We start from the raw sequence: 18,325 nt of genomic DNA on the forward strand, positions 1-18,325 counted from the left end.
ATGTCTCCGGCGCGGTCAGCCAAGCCGCGCCGGGATCAGCCCGCGCAGCGAGTTGCCGACGAAGATCGCCTTCGCCGCCTTCAGATCGTCGAAGCTGTAGATCGCTTCCACGGCGCGGCCTTCGTCCAGAAGCGCGCCGCGCAATATTCCAGGCAAAAGGCCGCAGTCGAGCCGCGGCGTGGCAAGCGGGCCGTCGCCGAAGTCGGCGAAGAGATTGGTGATCGTGCCCTCGCAGAGCTCGCCGCGCTCGTTGGCCAAAAGCACTTCGTCGGCGCGGGTGGCGAGATATTCGGCGCGCGCCTGCGTGTAGACCTGGCGCAGGCTTGTCTTGTGGCGCAACAGCGTGTTGGCCGAATCGAGCCGTATTCGCGCCAGCTGCAGCCGCCAGACCTTGTCCGCCGGCAGCGGTTCATAGACTTGAGCCGCGGCCGTCGCTTCGCCATTGCGCCGCAAGGCAAGACGCACGCGCAAGGCAAGCTTGCTCCCGCCGACGGCGTTTGAAAGCACCTCGCCGAGCCGTTCAGGATCGCAGACGAAGCCGAGTTCGGCGGCGGACGCATAAAGTCTCGCAAGGTGGCGCTCGAAGCGCAGGAAGCCCGAGCCAGGCTCCCAGCGCATGGTCTCGATCAGCTCGAAGCCGGCACCGTTCCCGTCGCGAAGCGGGCTTTCAACAGGCACTCCCGATACTCCTCCTCGGCGGTCGAATCGAAGACGACGCCGCCGCCGACATTGTAGACGGCCTCGCCGTCGGCAAAGAGCGAGATGGTGCGGATCGCCACCGAAAAACGCATCCTGCCACCGGGCGCAATCCAGCCGATGGCGCCGCAATAGACGTCTCGCGGCGCATCTTCCAGCTCATGCAGGATTTCCATGGCACGGATTTTCGGCGCGCCGGTGATCGAGCCGCAAGGGAAGAGCGCGGCGAAGATTTGGCGGATGCCGATACCGGGCAAAAGCCTTGCCCGCACGTGGCTGACCATCTGGTGCACCGTCGGATAGGTCTCGATACGGAACAGCTCCGGCACGTCGAGCGTGCCGACTTGGCTGATCAGCGAGATGTCATTGCGCAAAAGGTCGACGATCATCCGGTTCTCGGCTTGGTTCTTCTCGTCGTTGCGCAGGAAGGCCTTCAGCCGGGCGTCTTCGGCCTTGGTCGCCCCGCGCGGCGCGGTGCCCTTCATCGGATGCGTCTCGATCATGCCGGCGGCATCGATCTCGAAGAACAGTTCGGGCGAGCGCGACAGGACGATCGGATCGCCGAGCGAGACCAGCGCGCCGTATTTCACCGGCTGGCGTTCGGTGAGCGCGTCGAAGGCCGCGAGCGGATCTCCGGACCACTGCGCACGGACCGGGAAGGTGAGGTTGCCCTGATAGCAATCGCCCTTGCGGATGTGGTTGTGAAGGCGCGCGAAGCGGCTTGCATAGTCGTCGGCGGACCAGGCTGCGCGGGCATCGAAGATCGGGCCGTTGCTGGCTGACGCCTGCATCCGCGGCACCGCCTGGTCGACAGGCGCATCGAATACGCCAAGACAGACCAATGGCGCGCGGCGGCCTTCTGGCAGCAGCGGCACCAGTTTCGGCTCGAGCAGGTAACCTGCTTCGTAGGAGAAATAGCCCGCCAGCCATTTGCCGGAGTCGGAGGCGGCCTGGGCTCTTTCAAGCGCAGGCCCGAACTCTTCAGCCCCGTGCGCGACGATGATCTCATCCGGCCGATCGAAGACCAGCTGACGAGCGGTCGCGTCGTTGCGGAAAATGGCTGCGGGCAGGGACATGAGCCTCGGATGCGGACAATTCAGCCGACCGCTCTATATGGGGGTTCGGCGTGGCGCAATCGAGGGAACGGCGTCGAACGGCGCAAAGGCGGCTGGCCCAAAACAAAGACGGCGCCCGTGGGGGCGCCGCCCTTACGCCACTAGGCGGATTGTTCAGCTGTTGCTCGCGGTTCCAGCTGTTGGGAACTGCCTGGCAAACTCCGCTTCGTCGCCGGCGGCCAGCAATTTCGCCTGCTCGATCCATTTTTCGCGCGCGATGCGGCCGTCGAAATTGAGCACCTCCTCGATGCGTTTGACGTCGGCGGCGGTCCAGGCGGCGATCTGGGCGTAGGTGGTGACGCCCTGGCCTTTGAGCAGTCTTTCATTGACCGGCCCGATGCCGATGAGGCGGCGCAGATTGTCGGCCTTGCCGGTCGCTGCCGCCTTCTTTGCCGCGGGCGCTGCCGCCTTCTTCGGCGCGGCCGCCTTGGCCGCCGGCTTCGGTGCCGCTGCAGTCTTCGTTGCGGCCGGCTTCTTTGCAGCGGCGGGCTTTGCGGGCCCGGCCTTTGCCGCCGCCGATGTCGTCGGCATCAGCGCCGACGGCGCCGGCGTGGCGGCCTTGTCGGCGCCGGCCTTGGCGGAAGGCGTATCGCGTAGCCGGCTTTCGAGATCGGCGCGGGCACGGCCGCTGGCGTCGAGCTCGCCCTTCAACCGATCGCTGTCGGCGCGCAGCCTGTCGCGCTCGCTCCGCGTGCGGTCGAGATCGCCACGCACGCTGTCGAGCTCGCCGCGCAGACGGCCCCAGATGAACCAGCCGACCAGGATACCCACAACGAACGCCAGGAGCATGTAGAAAAAAGTGCTCATTTCCCTCTCCAGTCCGATCTGTTGGCCGAGGCCCGGAAAGGCGAGCTCACGCCAGGGATCGTCAAAGGTTCCGTGATCGGCGCAATCGCCGGCTTCAATCGAGCCATCGACGTTGGCCTTGTCCGAAGCCGACGGCCGTCATCGCATTCGCCGTGGCGGCGCGACCAGCCATCTCTGGCCTGCGCGATGCGTCCGGCTGAGCTTGAGGCCGGACGCTATCATATGGCTTGTCGAAAGCCAGTTGAAAAATGCGCCGGAGAGTTATTCAAGAACAGCTATTTAGGGCAAGAATAGATTCTTGCTAATATGCGTTGCGGCTAAACTATTACGGTCGATGCCTGCGCCGTTGCTGTCGTCAATTGTCGAGCGCCTCCAATTCGTCGATCAGCGAACCGATCACGCCAAGGCCGATCTGCCAGAAAGCGGGATCGGTGGCGTCGAGGCCGAAGGGCGCCAGAAGCTCCGAATGATGCTTCGTGCCGCCGGCGCGCAGCATCTCGAAATACTTCTCCTGAAATCCGCGCTCGGCATTCTGGTAGACGGCGTAGAGCGAATTCACCAGGCAATCGCCGAAGGCATAGGCATAGACGTAGAAAGGCGAGTGGATGAAGTGCGGGATGTAGGTCCAGAAGACCTCGTAGCCCTCGCGCAGCTTGATCGCGGGCCCCAGGCTCTCGGCCTGCACCTCCAGCCAGAATTCGCCGAGCCTGTCTGAAGTCAGCTCGCCGTTCTTGCGCTCGGCATGCACCTTGCGCTCGAACTCGTAGAAGGCGATCTGGCGCACGACGGTGTTGATCATGTCCTCGACCTTTTGGGCGAGCATGGCTTTGCGCTCGCGGCGGTCAGCGGTCTGCTCGAGCAGCGAACGGAAGGTCAGCATCTCGCCGAAGACGGAGGCGGTCTCGGCCAGCGTCAGCGGCGTCGAGGCCATCAGCGCGCCCTGGCCGGCGGCCAGCACCTGGTGCACGCCATGGCCGAGCTCATGCGCCAGTGTCATCACATCGCGCGGCTTGCCCATGTAGTTCAGCAGCACATAAGGATGCGCCGACGGCACCGTCGGATGGGCGAAGGCGCCGGGCGACTTGCCCGGCCGCACCGGCGCGTCGATCCATTTGCGATCGAAAAAGCCGCGGGCGATCTCGGCCATGTCGGGCGAGAAGCGCTGATAGGCGGAAAGCACCGTGTCCCTGGCGTCGTCCCAGCGGATCACCGCCTGCGGCGTCTCCGGCAGCGGCGCGTTGCGGTCCCAATGGTTCATCACCTCCATGCCGAGCCAGCGCGCCTTCATCGCGTAATAGCGATGCGACAGCCGCGGATAGGCCTCGCGCACGGCCGCGGCCAGCGCGTCGACGACGTCGCGCTCGACGCGGTTGGCGAGGTGGCGCGAGTCGGCGATGTCCTGGAATCCGCGCCAGCGATCGGAGATTTCCTTATCCTTGGCTAAGGTATTGGTGATGAGGGTGAAGGTGCGCAGGTTCTTGCGGAAGGTCGCCGCGAGCGCCTCGGAAGCACGGCGCCGCACCTCGCCATTGGCATCCTGCAGTCGGTTCAGCGCCGGCTCGAGCGTCAGCTCCTCGCCGTCGACGTCGAAGCGCAGGTCGGTCATCGTCTCGTCGAACAGGCGGTTCCAGGCGCCGCGGCCGGTGACCGACTTTTCGTGGAACAACTGCTCGACGCGATCCTCGAGCTGGTAGGGCTTGTCCTTCCTGAGGTCGAGCACCCAAGGCCGGTAGTGGCCGAAGTCCTTGTCGGTGGCCAAGGCGTTCTCGATCGCCGCATCGTCGATCAGGTTCAGCTCGAGCGCGAAGAACAGGAGATGGGCGCTGGCGTCCGTCATCTTTTCCTGGACGTCGCCATAGAGCTTGGCGCGCTGCGGATCGGCTGTGTTGCCGGCATAGACGAGCCCGGCATAGGAGACGATGCGGCCGATCAGTTCCTCGAGCGCCTCATAGGTTTTCAGCGCCTCGCCAAGCCGGCCGGCGCCGCCGCGCCCGGCCTCGGTGGCCAAAGTGCCCTTCCAGCGGGCTTCGAAGGCAATGGCGTCGCTGGCCGCCTTGGCGATGTCGCGCTTCAACTCGGGCGCTTCCATGCCCGAATAGAGATCGGCGAGATTCCACTCCGGCAGGTCGCCAAGCTCCGCCGCGCCCTGGCCGGACGCTGGGGCCGCAAGCCGCCGGCCAAACATCATGCGCATCGACAATACCTTCTTTGAACCAAGGCCAGAATCAAAGGGAAAGGAGAAGCCGGTCAAATCCTAAGGAATTCGTTCACCGGGTTTTTTGAAACCTTATTTAGAACCCTGTGCCAAGATGATCCATGGGATTTTCTCGGGCGGACAACTCAAACAGTCATGACAGGTTCCATACTCATAGTCGATGACGATCCGGTGCAGCGCAGGCTGGTCGAGGCCGCGTTGACCAAGTTCGGCCACACCGCGATCGTCACGGATAGCGGCGCCGCCGGCCTCGACGTGCTCGACGGGCCGAACGCGCGCGAGGTCTCCGTCGTCATTCTCGATCTCGTCATGCCCGGTCTCGACGGCATCGGCGTGCTGAAGGCGATGCGCGAGCGCGCCATCAACATTCCCGTCATCGTGCAGACCGCCCAGGGCGGCATCGAAACCGTCGTCTCGGCGATGCGGCACGGCGCCTTCGACTTCGTCGTCAAGCCGGCGTCGCCTGACAGGCTGCAGACCGCGATCTCCAACGCCCTCAAGGTGGAAGCCGTCGAGGACGAGATGAAGCGTGCGTCGCGGCGGCGCGGCGGCGGCCACCTCACCTTCAAGGACATGATCACGCGCAGCCCGGCAATGGACCGCGTGATACGCCTCGGGCAGAAGGCGGCGGCCTCCAACATCCCGATCCTGATCGAGGGCGAATCCGGCGTCGGCAAGGAACTGGTGGCGCGCGCCATCCAGGGCAGCGGCGATCGTCGCTCGAAGCCCTTCGTCACCGTCAATTGCGGCGCTATCCCCGACAATCTGGTCGAATCGATCCTGTTCGGCCATGAGAAGGGCTCCTTCACCGGCGCCACCGATAAGCACATCGGCAAATTCGTCGAGGCGAATTCCGGTACGCTGTTCCTCGACGAGATCGGCGACCTGCCGCTCGACGTCCAGGTCAAGCTTTTGCGCGCCGTGCAGGAAGGCGAGGTCGATCCTGTCGGCGGCCGCTCGACCGTCAAGGTCGATATAAGGCTGATCTCGGCCACGCACCGCAACCTTCTACAGCAGGTCAAGGACGGCAAGTTCCGCGAGGATCTGTTCTACCGGCTGAACGTCTACCCGATCTTCGTGCCGCCGCTGCGCGACCGCCGCGACGACATTCCCTACCTGGTCCGGCATTTCATGGAAAAGGTCGCTCCGACCGATCCTCGCCGCCGCCTTGCCGGCATATCGGCCACGGCGCTTGCGATGCTCCAGGCCTATGACTGGCCGGGCAACATCCGCCAGCTGGAGAATGCGGTCTTCCGGGCGTCGGTGCTTGCCGAGGGCGACGTGCTGACCGAGGAGGAATTCCCGCAGATCCGGGCGCAGGTGGAAGGAACCGTGAATCTCGGAGCGGAACCGGCATCCGCCATCACCGATACGGTTGCGAACACGACTCGCCAAGGGGATGAGACTGTCGCAGATGCAATGGGAGCCGGCTTGTCCGACGGCGAAGCGTCAGCCAGGCCGCAGTCGCGTTTCGGAACGCTTCGCGCGCTCGATGAGCGCGGCAATGTGCGGGCGCTGGCCGACGTCGAGCTCGAGATGATCAAGCTTGCGATCGACCATTACAACGGCCAGATGAGCGAAGTCGCCCGGCGATTGGGCATCGGCCGCTCGACACTCTACCGCAAGTTGAAGGAATATGGCATTGATCCCGAAGCTGGTCGCGTCGACCGGCTTGCCTCATGAGGGGCAAGCCTCGAACCAGCTTGCCTGCCTAAAATCCGAATCAAATTGTCGCTTTTGACCTGAAAACGTTGGGTTTTCAGCGGTTGGCGTTGCCGAGGATCACGCATTAAGGCTAACGGTAACAGATCGTGTTCTCGGCGAGGCCGGATTCTTGATATAAACCAGCGGTTTACCACGAAATGCTGTGCATCATTTTTGACGGGATATCGCCACGGTGTTACCGCATTTCGGCTTCAATAAACGATGATTAACCATTAGGATCGATATTCGGATGTGAAAACGACGCATCCGTTTGGTCAAATCCGGGGACAAACGGCAGCCTGCAAGGCCATTTGATTTGAACAAAGTCGAACGACACAACAACGGGCGGCATTTTCACATGAGCGTCTGGCCGAGGTGGCTGGCGTTCGTGATTTTGGCCGTCGGTTTTCTGTCCGCGGCGACGTCGGGCGCCCGGGCCGAGGTTCGTACGCTCAAGCTCTATCACCTGCACACCCACGAGAAGGCCGAGATCGTCTACAAGCGCAATGGTCGCTACGATCCCGAAGGCCTGCGCAAGATCAACATCATCCTGCGCGACTGGCGCCGCAACGAGCCGACCAAGATGGACCCGCGGCTGCTCGACCTCGTCTGGGAAGCCTATCGCGAAAGCGGCGCGACCGACTATATCCAGGTCGTCTGCGGCTATCGCTCGCCGTCGACCAACGCGCTGTTGCGCTCGCGCAGCCGCGGCGTCGCCGAGAAGAGCCAGCACATGCTGGGCAAGGCGATGGATTTCTACATCCCCGGCGTGCCGTTGAAGAAACTGCGCAACATCGGCCTCAAGATGCAGGGCGGCGGCGTCGGCTATTACCCGACTTCCGGTTCGCCCTTCGTGCACATGGATGTCGGCAACGTGCGCCATTGGCCGGGCATCAGCCGCCAGGAACTGGTCAGCCTGTTCCCCAACGGCAAGACGCTGCATGTGCCGAGCGACGGACGCCCGCTGCCCGGCTATGAGCAAGCAGTGGCAGCTTACCAGGCCCGCAAGGGGGCCGGCACCCCGAACATCGAACTGGCCAGCGCCGGCGGCTCGACCAAGCGCTCCGGCGGCCTGCTCGCGGCCCTTTTCGGCGGCGGTGCCGACGAGGCCGACGACGCCGCCGATGAAAGTGCCCCGGCGCCCCAGCGGAAAGCCGTGAAGCAGGTTCAGGTCGCTACTGCTGCCACGGCACGCGACAGCAATCTTCCGGGCATCGCGATTGTTTCGCCGAAGGATGCCAAGCGCGCCAGCATCCCGCAGATCGCGGATGACGGCGCCGACGAGCAACAGCAGGATACGCCGGAGACGATCATCGCCGCCCTGCCGCCCAAGGAAATCCCGCTGCCCGATTTCGCGCCGCGTCCGAAGGTTGATGTCGGCCAGCAGACGCCGCAGAACGTGCCGTTCGCCATGGCGGATGCCTCGGCGACGACGGAGCAGGCGGTTTCGACTGCGCAGGCGCCCGTGCCGGACAAAGTTCCGTTCGCCACGGCCAGCGCCGCCGAGGCCGCGAGCACCGATCCGGCCCAGGTAGCGGTCAACAACATCCCGCTGCCGACCTGGCGTCCCGACCGCTCGGCGACGCCGGCCGATCTGGCGCCGAAGGACAAGAGCGTGCTTCTGGCGCTGGCCGAAACGGCTTCGCAGGACAAGAGCGCGACCGACGCGTTCTCCGTGCTGCCGACCGCACGGCCGCAGCCCGGCAAGCAGGACGAGGTCAAAGCCGTTCTCGAACAGGCCAATGCCACCGTCGAGGCCGATGGCGTCGGCGGCGCCGAATATCAGCTTGCGTCGCTGACCGAGCCGGAGCCGCGCTCCGCATTCAACGATCCGTCGGGCGTCGATGCGGCCTCGCCGCGCCAGGCCATTGCCGCGCTCCCGGCCGGGAGCGATCCGGCGCAGGCGATTGGCGCCGGCGTGAAGACGACGGCCAAGGAAGCCAGGGCGTCAGCCCACGATCTGAAGCCCGGGCCCAAGGCCATGGTGGTGGCGACGCCGCCGCAAGCCGCGCGCTGGGCGTTGGGCAGCGGCGTCAACATTGCCACGGTATCCGACCCGACGACAGCGCCGCGCTATGCCTATAACATCGTGCATACGCCGCCGAGCGAAGTGTATACGGCCGGCTTCCAGGCGGATGGCGGGGTGCCGGACGCAAGCCGGTTCACGGGCAACGCGGTGAAGTTCCTCTCGGTCGCGCGCTTCCAAACGAAATAGGCGAGCCAGCGTGGCCGCTGAAAAGCCGCGTTGGCCCGCCAGCGCGGCTTTTGCTTTATGGGGCGGACCGATTACTTCTTGAGCTTGCTCGCCTCACGCGCCAGCGCCTCGATCTCGTCCCACTTGCCGGCCTTGATGAGATCGTCGGGCGCGACCCAGGAACCGCCGATGCAGATGACGTTGGGCAGGCTCAGATAGTCGGCAGCATTCTTGGCCGTAATGCCGCCGGTCGGGCAGAATTTCACGTCGGCGAGCGGCGAGGCGAAAGCCTTCAGCGAAGCGATGCCGCCGGACTGCTCGGCCGGGAAGAATTTCAGGAAGCGCAGGCCGGCTTCGCGCGCGGCCATGATCTCGCCGGGCGTGATGGCGCCGGGCAGCAGCGGCACGGAGCTGTCCTTGGCCGCGTCGAGAAGCTGACTGGTGATGCCGGGGCTGACGATGAATTTCGAACCGGCGGCGGCTGCCTCGTCGAACTGCTTGGCATCGAGAATGGTGCCGGCGCCCACGACCGCGTCCTCGACCTCGGCCGCGACGCGGCGGATCGCTTCCAGCGCATCGGCGGTGCGCAAGGTGATCTCGATGGCCCGCAAACCGCCGCGCGAAAGCGCGCGGGCGAGCGGCACGGCATCTGCCACGTTGGCGATCTTGAGCACCGGGATGACCGGCTGACCATTGAGGAGCGACAGGAGCTTTTCGGTCTTGCTGGTCATGTGCTGGTTCTCCATCTCGATCGTTTTAAACCGATTAGCAGAAGGGATATGCCAAGTCCACGAAACCCGGCGTGTCGTGATGCCGCGTGGCCAGCTGAATATCGGTCGTCTTGAAACGGCTTTCAGCACGGTCTAGTGGCATGACCATGACAACAGCCATGGAAATTCAGCCAGTCCGCGTCGCCGCGCTCTACAAATTCGCGCGGCTCGACGGATACGAGGCCCTTCGCGCGCCGCTTGCCGCCTTCTGCTGCGGCCGCGGCATCAAGGGCACGCTGCTTCTGGCGCGTGAAGGCATCAACGGCACCGTCGCCGGCAGCGAGGAAGCGATTGCCGCGCTTGTGGACCATCTGCAGGCCATCGAAGGCCTTGCCGGTCTCGAAGTCAAATACAGCGCCGCCGCCGAAATGCCGTTCCACCGCATGAAGGTGCGGCTGAAGCGCGAGATCGTCACCATGGGCGTCGAGGATATCGATCCGGCGGCGAGCGCCGGAACCTATGTCGCGCCGGCCGACTGGAACGCGCTGATATCGGATGCCGACACGCTCGTCATCGACACGCGCAACGCCTACGAAGTCTCGCTCGGCACTTTCCGGGGCGCGGTCGATCCCAAGACCACCAGCTTCCGCGAGTTCCCCGCCTGGGTCGAGCAGCATCGTGGAGAGCTCGAAGGCCGCAAGGTGGCGATGTTCTGCACTGGCGGCATACGCTGCGAGAAGGCGACGGCCTATGTGAAGTCGCTCGGCCTCAAAGACGTCTTCCATCTCAAGGGCGGCATCCTGAAATATCTGGAGGACGTGCCGGCCGAAGAGAGCCTCTGGCAAGGCGAATGTTTCGTGTTCGACGAGCGGGTCTCCGTCTCGCATGGTCTGGTCGAGGGGGAGGCGGAGCTCTGCCGGGCTTGCCGGCATCCGCTGACGGTCGAGGACCGGCTGTCGCCGAAATACGCAATCGGCGTCTCATGCCCGCATTGCTTTGAAGTGCGGTCCGACGAGGATCGCGAGCGCTATGCCGAACGCCACCGTCAGGTCGAGCTGGCGCAAGCGCGCGGCGGCAAGCGCCATATCGGCAATTAAAGCGGCCAGCTCTGCGAGCGAAAAGCTGCCCCCGTCATTGTAATGTCGATGCACGGGGCCTACCTCTTGCCGGTCCGAAACCCTGCCCGGGCGCGTTCGGCCGGGCCCATTCTGGAGGCATTGATGCTCGATCCCAAGAAGCTGCTCGACGACCTTCTCGGCTCGCAAATCCCCGGGACCGGCTCGACTGTCCGCGACAAGGCGGGGCAGGCGGTGCAGATGGCAAAGGACAATCCGCTCGCCGCCGGCGCGCTGGCAGCCGTGCTGCTCGGCACCGGCACTGGCCGGCAGGTCACGGGCGCGGCCGTCAAGCTCGGCGGCCTGGCTGCGATCGGAGGCCTCGCCTACAAGGCTTATCAGAACTACAAGGCCGGCAAGGAGCCGGTGCAGGCGCCGGCCGCCCGCGAGCCGGAGCTGCTGCCGCCGCCGGCCGACACCGCCTTCCATCCCTCGCAGGCGCCGCAGGGCGAGGCCGAGTTCACGCTGACACTGGTCAGGGCGATGATCTCGGCGGCGAAGGCAGACGGCCATGTCGACGATGACGAGCGCAAGAAGATCGCCGACAAGCTCAAGCTCGCGGGCATCGGCGCCGAAGCGGAAAAATTCCTGCTTGCCGAGCTCGAAAGCCCGCTCGATCTCGACGCGCTGGTCGCCGGCGCCAAGACCGATGCGCAGAAGCTCGAACTCTACACCGCCTCGCGGCTCACCATCGATCCTGACACGCGCACCGAGCGCGGTTATCTCGACCTGCTCGCTGGCCGACTCGGCCTGCCGGACGCCCTGGTCGATCATGTCGAGGCGACGGTTTCGGCGGCCAAGGTGCCGGCGGGAACGGCGCCCAATTCGCCGTGGTGATTCGGCGTGGTAAACGTCCTTCGGGGAGGCCTTGCCGGTCGTTAATCTTCCGTTAACCCAGCAAGCGCATCATTCTAATCAGTCGGACCGGCTTTTCCTCCTCCCAAGCACGGTTCAGATCGGGGCGGTCGCCAATGGCCGCCCTTTTTGTTGGCCTTTTCTTTATTGCCAACAGCGGCTTGCCATGACCCCATGCATTTGCGATGCCACGTCTTTCCATCCATGACCGGAGGACGGCGATGACAGCCATAGCAGAGAAGACCGCCATCGTTACCGGCGCCGGCACCGGCATCGGCAAGAGCGTCGCGACGGCGCTGCTCAAGGCAGGCTGGAACACGGTGTTCTGCGGCCGCCGCAAGACGCTGCTGGATGAGGCGATCGCAGAGGCGGGGAAGACGCAGGCCAAGGCATTGGCCATCGCCTGCGACATCAGCAAGGCCGAGGAAGTCGACGACATGTTCGAGACCGTGCTCGAAGGCTTCGGCCGCGTCGACCTGCTCTTCAACAATGCCGGCATGGGCTACAAGTCGACGCTGATCGATGAGATTCCGGTCGAGGTGTGGAACGACGTCGTCGGCGTCAATCTCACCGGATCGTTCCTGTGCGCTCGCGCAGCCTTCGGTGCGATGCGGCGGCAGAAGCCGATGGGCGGCCGGATCATCAACAACGGCTCTGTGTCGGCCTATGCACCGCGCCCAGGCTCAGCGCCCTATACGGCGACCAAGCATGCAATCACCGGGCTCACCAAGACGCTGGCGCTCGACGGCCGGCCCTTCGACATCGCCTGCGGCCAGATCGACATCGGCAATGCGCTGACCGAGATGGCGCAGCCGATGACGGTGGGCGTGCCGCAGGCCAATGGCTCGATCGCCGCCGAAGCGGTGATGGATGTGCAGCGCGTCGCCGACGCGGTGCTGCATATGGCCAGCCTGCCACTCGACGCCAATGTGTTGTTCATGACGGTGATGGCGACGAAGATGCCATTCGTTGGGCGTGGATGAGCGCTTGATCGATCACTTGTTCAGGAACGCCTCGATCCGCTCCAGCGCGCGCAGGATGTTCTCCTCCGAATTGGCATAGGAAAGCCGGATATAGCCTTCGCCGAGAACGCCGAAATCGGGGCCGCCGATGAGCGCCACGCCGGCGTCTTCCAACAGCGCCGAGGCGAGCTTCTTCGCCTTCCAGCCAGTCTTCGAGACATTGGGGAAGGCATAGAAGGCGCCCTTCGGCGTGATGCAGGAAATGCCCGGGAGCGCGTTCAGCCCTTCGACCACGATCTTCCTGCGATTGTCGAAGGCGCGCATCATCTTCTCGACATCGTCCTGCGGACCGTCGATCGCGGCGATGCCGGCATACTGGCTCGGCGCGTTGACGCAGGACCAGCAGTTCACCGCCAGCTTGCGAACCTTGTCGTAGAGATGCGCGCCCTTGTCGCCGTTCGGCCAGATCGACCAGCCCATGCGCCAGCCGGTCATTGCCCAGGTCTTCGACCAGCCGTTGAGCACGATCAGCCGGTCGCGGATCTCGGGGAAATTGAGCAGCGAGCAGTGGGTTTCGCCGTCATAGGTCATGACGTCGTAGATCTCGTCGGACATGATGGCGACCTCAGGGTGCTTCTCCAGGCCCTTGACCAGCTTCTCGATCTCGGCCCGCGGGGTAACGCCGCCGGTCGGATTGGCGGGCGAGTTGAGGATCAGCAGCCTGGTCCTGGGTGTGATCAGCGCCAGCGTCTCGTCGGCCGAGAAGGCAAAGCCGTTCTCCTCGCGGATCGGAACCGGCACCGGAGTGGCGCCGGTGAACTCGATCATCGAGCGGTAGATCGGAAAGCCGGGATCGGGGTAGAGGATCTCGGTGCCGGCCTCGCCGAACATCAGGATCGCGGCGAACATGGTCGGCTTGCCGCCGGGCAGGATCATCACGTTCTCGGGCGACACCTCGACGCCGGTGGTGGTCAGCGTGCGGCGCACGACGGCCTCGCGGGTGGCCAAGAGGCCGTTTGCCGGCGTGTAGCCATGGTGGCCGTCGCGCAGCGCCTTGATCGCCGCCTCGACGATGTGCTGCGGCGTCTTGAAGTCGGGCTGGCCGATGCCGAGGTTGACGATGTCGCGGCCCTGATGGGCAAGCGCGGTGGCCCTCGCCAGCACCGCGAAGGCATTTTCCTCGCCGAGACGGTCGAAGGCCGCGATCGTGTGGAGCATTTTTCCCGTTCCTGTGGTTCTTTCTGTGAGCGAGCGTTTTTGTGACCGTCCGCAGGCAAAAGTCAAACGGATTGGAATGGCCGTGTCGGAAGATCTGAAGAATTGGCAGCCGCGCCCGCGGCCGGAGCGCAAAGCGATAGAGGGACGCACCGTCAGGCTCGAGCCGCTGAGCGCGGCAAAGCATGGCGACGGCCTCTACGAGGCCTCCTCGGTTTCGGATGCCGGCGGACGTTTCGCCTGGCTGCCGGACTATCCGCCGGAGACCCGCGCGGCCTTCCAGCCTTGGCTGGACAAGGCCGAAGCGAGCGAGGACCCGCTGTTCTTCACCGTCATCGACAAGGCGAGCGGCAAGATCGCCGGGCGCCAGACGCTGATGCGCATCGACGCCAACAACGGCGTCGGCGAAATCGGCAACATCTATTGGGGCCCGCTGATCTCGCGCAAGCCGGCCGCGACCGAGGCGCAGTTCCTGTTTGCGAAATATCTCTTCGACGATCTCGGCTACCGCCGTTACGAGTGGAAGTGCAACAACCGCAACGAGCCCTCGAAGCGCGCCGCCGAGCGCTTCGGCTTCACGTTCGAAGGCATCTTCCGGCAACACCTTGTGGTCAAGGGTGAAAACCGCGACACGGCGTGGTATTCGATCATCGACAAGGAATGGCCGGCCTTGCGCAAAGCCTATGAGGGCTGGCTCGATCCGGCGAATTTCGATGGCGAAGGCGGCCAGAGGCGGCGGCTTGAGGATTTCCGCGCTGATTTCGGCGCGTGACAGGAGTTCAGCGATGGCGCATGACCACGCTTCGCACGATCACGGCCCGGCCGGTGCCGGCCATGTGCATGGCTCGACCGACAAGAAACGGGTGCTGATCGCGACCTGCCTGACCGCGGGCTTCATGGTCGCCGAGGCACTGGGCGGCTGGCTGACCGGGTCGCTGGCGCTGGTCGCCGATGCCGGGCACATGCTGGCGGACGCCATCGCGCTCGGTCTTGCCTGGTATGCCTTCCACCTGACGGGCCGTCCGGCCACCGGCCGTCTCACCTATGGCTTCGCCCGGGTGAAGACGCTGGTCGCCTACACCAACGGCATCGCCATCTTCGTCATCGCGCTCTGGATAGTCTACGAGGCCTGGGGGCGGCTGATGAACCCGGCACCGGTGCTCGGCGGGCCGATGCTGGTGGTGGCGGTGGCAGGCCTTCTGGTCAACATCGCCTCCTTCTTCGTGCTGCATGGCGGCGATCGGGAAAGCCTCAACATGCGCGGCGCCATCCTGCATGTGCTGGGCGACCTGCTTGGGTCGGCCGCGGCAATCGCGGCAGCCCTCATCATCCTGGCAACCGGCTGGACGCCCATCGATCCGATCCTGTCGGTGCTGGTGTCGCTGCTCATTCTCTCGACGGCATGGTCGCTGATGCGCCAGGCGGCCCACGTCCTGCTCGAAGGCGTGCCGGCCAGCCTCGATCGCGACCTGATCGCCAAGGACATCGAAGGCGCTGTCAAGGGCGTGCGCGAGGTGCACCATATGCATGTCTGGTCTCTCGACGGGACCTCCAACATGGCGACGCTGCATGCTTGCCTGAATGACGGCGTCGATGCGCATGTGGCGGTGAGCGCCATCAAGAAACGGCTTGCGGCCGAGCATGGCATCGAGCATGCCACTGTCGAACCCGAATTCGGCCAATGCGCGGACAGCCATGACGAGCACGACCACCATCATGATCACGACCATGCGCATGATGCGCCGCGCGATCGCCGGCACTATCACTGATCGCGGCGTGATGATGAACCCGAACAGCCTCGAACTAAAGAACGCCAGCTGATGGATCGTGACACCCGCAACGCGGCGACGGCCGCGGCCGTGATACTCCTCGTGTTCGGCCTCGCCGCCTATTTCCTGCCGGCCATCATGCTGGCCGCCGGCAAGGTGTCGACGGTGCTCGCGGCCGTCATCGCCGTGATCTTCATGGTTGGTCTGTTCGTCGTCCTGTGGCTGCGCGGACGCAGCCAGCGCAAGAAAGGTCTCTGAAGATGAGAATTCTGATCACGGGCGCGGCCGGCATGGTCGGCCGCAAGCTTATCGCGCGGCTCGCCAAGGACGGCGCCTTGCGCGGGCGCAAGATCACGGCGCTCGACCTGCATGACATCGTGGCGCCGCAGGCGCCGGCGCTCGCCGGCGTCGATGTCTCGATCCACACCGGCGATCTTTCCGCGCCCGGCGCCATGTCCGCTCTCGTGGCTCCGCGTCCGGATGTGATATTCCATCTGGCGGGCATCGTCTCGGGCGAGGCAGAGGCTAATTTCGACCTCGGCTACCGCGTCAATCTCGACGGCACGCGCACCCTGTTCGACGCCGTGCGGCTGGCGGCGTTCGCGCCGCGCCTCGTCTTCACCTCGTCGATCGCCGTGTTCGGCGCCCCGTTTCCGGACGTCATCCCGGACGAATTCCATCCGACGCCGCTCACCTCCTACGGCACGCAGAAGCAGATGAGCGAAGCGCTGCTCGCCGACTATACGCGGCGCGGCTTCTTCGACGGTATCGGCATCCGGCTGCCGACGATCTGCGTCCGCCCCGGCAAGCCGAACAAGGCGGCGTCGAGCTTCTTCTCAGGCATCATCCGCGAGCCGCTCGCCGGCCAGGAGGCGATCCTGCCGGTGCCGCGCTCGGTGCTGCACACCCATGCCAGCCCGCGCTCGGCGGTGAATTTCCTCATCCATGCGGCCGAGATCGACGGCGACAAGGTCGGTCCGCGCCGCAACCTCACAATGCCGGGGGTCGCCGTCACGGTCGGCGAGCAGATCGAGGCGCTGCAGCGCATAGCCGGCGCCGACGTCGCGCAGCGGATTCGCGAGCAGCCCGACGAGACCATCTGGGCGATCGTCAAAGGCTGGCCGACGCGCTTCGAGGCAAGGCGGGCGCGGGAATTGGGGTTTACCGCCGAAAGCAGCTTTGACGAGATCATCCGCGCGCATATCGAGGATGAGCTGGGCGGCAATTGAGCGATGCGTTTTCGCAGCGAATGCTATTGTTTCGGATGAGAACCCGACTCGCCGCCCCATCGGGCAAAGAATTTTGTTTTTATGCCAATGTAAGCCAAAGCGATAAGTAACCCTGCTCCGACAACTACGCTCTTAGTCAGAACTGTCGCGATAAGGGATGAAGCAAAGCCGCTTCCCGCGATGAATCCGAAACGAAATGAATTTGGCTGGCTTCTTCCGACCCATCCCAATGCGACCGATATGGTCAGCCAAGCCAGAAAAATGAAGGTGGGCATGCCCCAGTAGGACAGCCAAAACGGGCGAAATACAACGCCCACGACACTGGCAAGGGCGCTGATTGAAAGACGGAACAGTAGTGTCCTGATGTCTTGATTCATTTTGGGATTCCCACCGTGTCGGCAGGTATCCATCAAAGAGGACAATCGTTAAAATAGCTCTTCAGGCCAAGGGGTCGGATGGCAACCGAGAAATCTTATGCTGACTTCGGGTGCTCAGTATCGCCACGTAATGATGGACTGCTTTATCCACCCGTCGCTACGCTCGCCGACAACAGCAGCAGGCCGACCAGGAAGATGAAGGCCGCGCCGCCGATCTCGACAATCGAATGGATGCGGTTGCCGAGCCGTCCGTCGCCGGCGAAATAGACGGCCCAGTTCTTCGCCAGCACTGCGATCGTCGCCAACGCCGAGACGGTGATCGCGGTGCCGATCGACATCGCCAGCACCGACAGCAGTCCGCCGACCCACAGGCCGTTGAGCAGCGCGAAGCTCAGCACGATCAGCGCGCCGGAGCAGGGGCGGATGCCGACGGCGGCCACCGCCGACCAGGCCGTGCGCCAGTCGAAGCGGTCACCCGACAGCATTGCCGGATCCGGGGCATGCGAATGGCCACAGGTCTCGCAGACTTCTCCCGGGCCATGATCGTGGTGGTCGTGGTCGGTGTGATGGTGACCGTGCGAATGATCATGATCGTCATGCACGTGCAGTGCATGCGTATGAGCATGCGAGTGGCCCGCATGCCCGCCATGCGAATGGCCGGCATGAGCGGCCGACAGGCTGTAGGCAGGCGTCCTGCCGAACAGGTGCAGGATCGACGGACCGAGCTTGCGCCACAAAAGCCAGGCGCCGAACAGTGTCACCAGCACATAGCTCGAGATTTCCAGGAACCAGGCCGCGTCGGTCATCGAGATCGCGGTGCCGCGCAGCACGAAATAGGCAAGCATCATCACGACCACCGCCGTCAGGCCCTGCAGCAGCGCCGAGACGAAGGAGAGCATGATGCCGCGTCTCAACGCCACTTCATTGGCGACCATATAGGAGGAGATCACCGCCTTGCCGTGGCCGGGGCCGGCGGCGTGGAAGATGCCATAGGCGAAGGACAAGCCGATCAGCAGCCAAAGCTTGCTGCCGTCCTGGCGCATCGCCTTCATGGCGGCCGCCAGCGAATGGTAGAACTCCTGCTGACGCAGATTGATCCACATCAGGATATGGGCGAACGGACCGGTGGTGGTGGGCGCCATGCCGTCATTGGTGCCGATGCCGAGCGAGCTTTGCGCATGCGCCGCGACAGGCAGATGGGTCACAATCAAGGCGGCGGCCAAGAGCCCGAGGGCCAGTCGGATATTCGTGGGATGCCCCACGAATATCCGCTTGGATTCCCTTGTTTGTCGCAGGTTCCGATCGCAAAACCGTGAGACACTTTTGCGGAACCTGTTTGCGCGCAGCGACGGTTTCATCACC

Annotated in this window: 17 protein-coding genes; 9 read left to right on the forward strand and 8 right to left on the reverse strand. The window is 64.4% G+C overall.

The annotated features are described in order from the left end of the window. Positions 1-15 precede the first annotated feature (15 nt). The 4 genes from LB523_RS14140 to LB523_RS14155 form a co-directional block, all read right to left on the reverse strand. Positions 16-678: an aminotransferase class IV family protein gene (locus LB523_RS14140; protein ID WP_224603390.1), complete on the reverse strand. Its 663-nt coding sequence runs from the start codon at positions 676-678 to the stop codon at positions 16-18. After that, positions 627-1,772, reverse strand: a complete 1,146-nt coding sequence (locus LB523_RS14145; protein WP_224603391.1) for an aminodeoxychorismate synthase component I — start codon at positions 1,770-1,772, stop codon at positions 627-629. The genes LB523_RS14140 and LB523_RS14145 overlap by 52 nt, the downstream gene beginning before the upstream one ends. Positions 1,773-1,925: 153 nt before the next feature. After that, complete coding sequence (locus LB523_RS14150) at positions 1,926-2,618, reverse strand: proton-conducting membrane transporter (RefSeq protein ID WP_224603392.1); 693 nt, start codon at positions 2,616-2,618, stop codon at positions 1,926-1,928. A 355-nt stretch (positions 2,619-2,973) separates the two neighbouring features. Further along, on the reverse strand, positions 2,974-4,812 hold the full coding sequence (locus LB523_RS14155; protein ID WP_224603393.1) for a M3 family oligoendopeptidase: 1,839 nt from the start codon (positions 4,810-4,812) through the stop codon (positions 2,974-2,976). A 156-nt stretch (positions 4,813-4,968) separates the two neighbouring features. Between LB523_RS14155 and LB523_RS14160 the strand changes: the two genes are divergently transcribed. Both LB523_RS14160 and LB523_RS14165 read left to right on the forward strand, forming a co-directional pair. Further along, positions 4,969-6,516, forward strand: a complete 1,548-nt coding sequence (locus LB523_RS14160) for a sigma-54-dependent transcriptional regulator (RefSeq protein WP_224603394.1) — start codon at positions 4,969-4,971, stop codon at positions 6,514-6,516. A gap of 379 nt (positions 6,517-6,895) precedes the next feature. Beyond that, a complete protein-coding gene (locus LB523_RS14165) occupies positions 6,896-8,752 on the forward strand; it encodes a DUF882 domain-containing protein (RefSeq protein ID WP_224603398.1) in 1,857 nt (618 codons plus the stop codon). 71 nt (positions 8,753-8,823) lie between these two features. On the opposite strand, the gene LB523_RS14170 is transcribed toward LB523_RS14165, so the two are convergent. Then, on the reverse strand, positions 8,824-9,462 hold the full coding sequence (locus LB523_RS14170) for a 2-dehydro-3-deoxy-phosphogluconate aldolase (protein ID WP_224603404.1): 639 nt from the start codon (positions 9,460-9,462) through the stop codon (positions 8,824-8,826). Positions 9,463-9,620: 158 nt separating this feature from the next. Here LB523_RS14170 and LB523_RS14175 point away from each other — a divergent pair, with 158 nt between their 5' ends. From LB523_RS14175 to LB523_RS14185, 3 genes are all read left to right on the forward strand, one after another. Next, positions 9,621-10,538 carry a rhodanese-related sulfurtransferase gene (locus LB523_RS14175; RefSeq protein WP_224603406.1) on the forward strand — a complete coding sequence of 306 codons (918 nt, stop codon included), beginning with the start codon at positions 9,621-9,623 and terminating at the stop codon, positions 10,536-10,538. 123 nt (positions 10,539-10,661) lie between these two features. Then, positions 10,662-11,393, forward strand: coding sequence for a tellurite resistance TerB family protein (locus tag LB523_RS14180; RefSeq protein WP_224603408.1), 732 nt, complete (start codon positions 10,662-10,664; stop codon positions 11,391-11,393). A gap of 239 nt (positions 11,394-11,632) precedes the next feature. After that, positions 11,633-12,394 carry an SDR family oxidoreductase gene (locus LB523_RS14185; RefSeq protein ID WP_224543380.1) on the forward strand — a complete coding sequence of 254 codons (762 nt, stop codon included), beginning with the start codon at positions 11,633-11,635 and terminating at the stop codon, positions 12,392-12,394. A gap of 12 nt (positions 12,395-12,406) precedes the next feature. Here the strand turns inward: LB523_RS14185 and LB523_RS14190 are convergent, their stop codons facing one another. Next, positions 12,407-13,591, reverse strand: coding sequence for a pyridoxal phosphate-dependent aminotransferase (locus tag LB523_RS14190; protein ID WP_224603410.1), 1,185 nt, complete (start codon positions 13,589-13,591; stop codon positions 12,407-12,409). A gap of 82 nt (positions 13,592-13,673) precedes the next feature. On the opposite strand from LB523_RS14190, the gene LB523_RS14195 reads away from it, so the two are divergent. Genes LB523_RS14195 through denD form a run of 4 tightly spaced genes read left to right on the forward strand, consistent with a single transcriptional unit; the run spans position 13,674 to position 16,586 of the window. Then, on the forward strand, positions 13,674-14,360 hold the full coding sequence (locus LB523_RS14195; protein ID WP_224603411.1) for a GNAT family N-acetyltransferase: 687 nt from the start codon (positions 13,674-13,676) through the stop codon (positions 14,358-14,360). A 13-nt stretch (positions 14,361-14,373) separates the two neighbouring features. Further along, positions 14,374-15,357 (forward strand): cation diffusion facilitator family transporter, encoded by a 984-nt coding sequence (locus LB523_RS14200; protein WP_224524246.1) that lies wholly within the window; start codon positions 14,374-14,376, stop codon positions 15,355-15,357. Positions 15,358-15,408: 51 nt separating this feature from the next. After that, positions 15,409-15,615 (forward strand): hypothetical protein, encoded by a 207-nt coding sequence (locus tag LB523_RS14205; protein ID WP_224543371.1) that lies wholly within the window; start codon positions 15,409-15,411, stop codon positions 15,613-15,615. Positions 15,616-15,617: 2 nt separating this feature from the next. Next, the gene (denD, locus tag LB523_RS14210) at positions 15,618-16,586 is read left to right on the forward strand and encodes a D-erythronate dehydrogenase (RefSeq protein WP_224603413.1); all 969 of its coding nucleotides are present in this window, start codon (positions 15,618-15,620) and stop codon (positions 16,584-16,586) included. A 23-nt stretch (positions 16,587-16,609) separates the two neighbouring features. Here denD and LB523_RS14215 read toward each other — a convergent pair whose 3' ends face one another. Both LB523_RS14215 and LB523_RS14220 read right to left on the reverse strand, forming a co-directional pair. Then, on the reverse strand, positions 16,610-16,963 hold the full coding sequence (locus tag LB523_RS14215; protein WP_224603415.1) for a hypothetical protein: 354 nt from the start codon (positions 16,961-16,963) through the stop codon (positions 16,610-16,612). Positions 16,964-17,106: 143 nt separating this feature from the next. Further along, positions 17,107-18,174: a nickel/cobalt transporter gene (locus tag LB523_RS14220; protein ID WP_263493077.1), complete on the reverse strand. Its 1,068-nt coding sequence runs from the start codon at positions 18,172-18,174 to the stop codon at positions 17,107-17,109. Positions 18,175-18,325: the final 151 nt, after the last annotated feature.

Source organism: Mesorhizobium sp. ESP-6-4, assembly GCF_020164735.1.
Taxonomy (GTDB): Bacteria; Pseudomonadota; Alphaproteobacteria; order Rhizobiales; family Rhizobiaceae; genus Mesorhizobium.

Coding starts and splice junctions, on each gene's coding strand:
- LB523_RS14175 (WP_224603406.1), top strand. CDS start 9,621: ATGGAAATTCAGCCAGTCCGCGTCGCCGCGCTCTACAAATTCGCGCGG.
- LB523_RS14180 (WP_224603408.1), top strand. CDS start 10,662: ATGCTCGATCCCAAGAAGCTGCTCGACGACCTTCTCGGCTCGCAAATC.
- LB523_RS14145 (WP_224603391.1), bottom strand. CDS start 1,772: ATGTCCCTGCCCGCAGCCATTTTCCGCAACGACGCGACCGCTCGTCAG.
- LB523_RS14205 (WP_224543371.1), top strand. CDS start 15,409: ATGGATCGTGACACCCGCAACGCGGCGACGGCCGCGGCCGTGATACTC.
- LB523_RS14200 (WP_224524246.1), top strand. CDS start 14,374: ATGGCGCATGACCACGCTTCGCACGATCACGGCCCGGCCGGTGCCGGC.
- denD (WP_224603413.1), top strand. CDS start 15,618: ATGAGAATTCTGATCACGGGCGCGGCCGGCATGGTCGGCCGCAAGCTT.
- LB523_RS14215 (WP_224603415.1), bottom strand. CDS start 16,963: ATGAATCAAGACATCAGGACACTACTGTTCCGTCTTTCAATCAGCGCC.
- LB523_RS14160 (WP_224603394.1), top strand. CDS start 4,969: ATGACAGGTTCCATACTCATAGTCGATGACGATCCGGTGCAGCGCAGG.
- LB523_RS14150 (WP_224603392.1), bottom strand. CDS start 2,618: ATGAGCACTTTTTTCTACATGCTCCTGGCGTTCGTTGTGGGTATCCTG.
- LB523_RS14190 (WP_224603410.1), bottom strand. CDS start 13,591: ATGCTCCACACGATCGCGGCCTTCGACCGTCTCGGCGAGGAAAATGCC.
- LB523_RS14185 (WP_224543380.1), top strand. CDS start 11,633: ATGACAGCCATAGCAGAGAAGACCGCCATCGTTACCGGCGCCGGCACC.
- LB523_RS14155 (WP_224603393.1), bottom strand. CDS start 4,812: ATGCGCATGATGTTTGGCCGGCGGCTTGCGGCCCCAGCGTCCGGCCAG.
- LB523_RS14165 (WP_224603398.1), top strand. CDS start 6,896: ATGAGCGTCTGGCCGAGGTGGCTGGCGTTCGTGATTTTGGCCGTCGGT.
- LB523_RS14170 (WP_224603404.1), bottom strand. CDS start 9,462: ATGACCAGCAAGACCGAAAAGCTCCTGTCGCTCCTCAATGGTCAGCCG.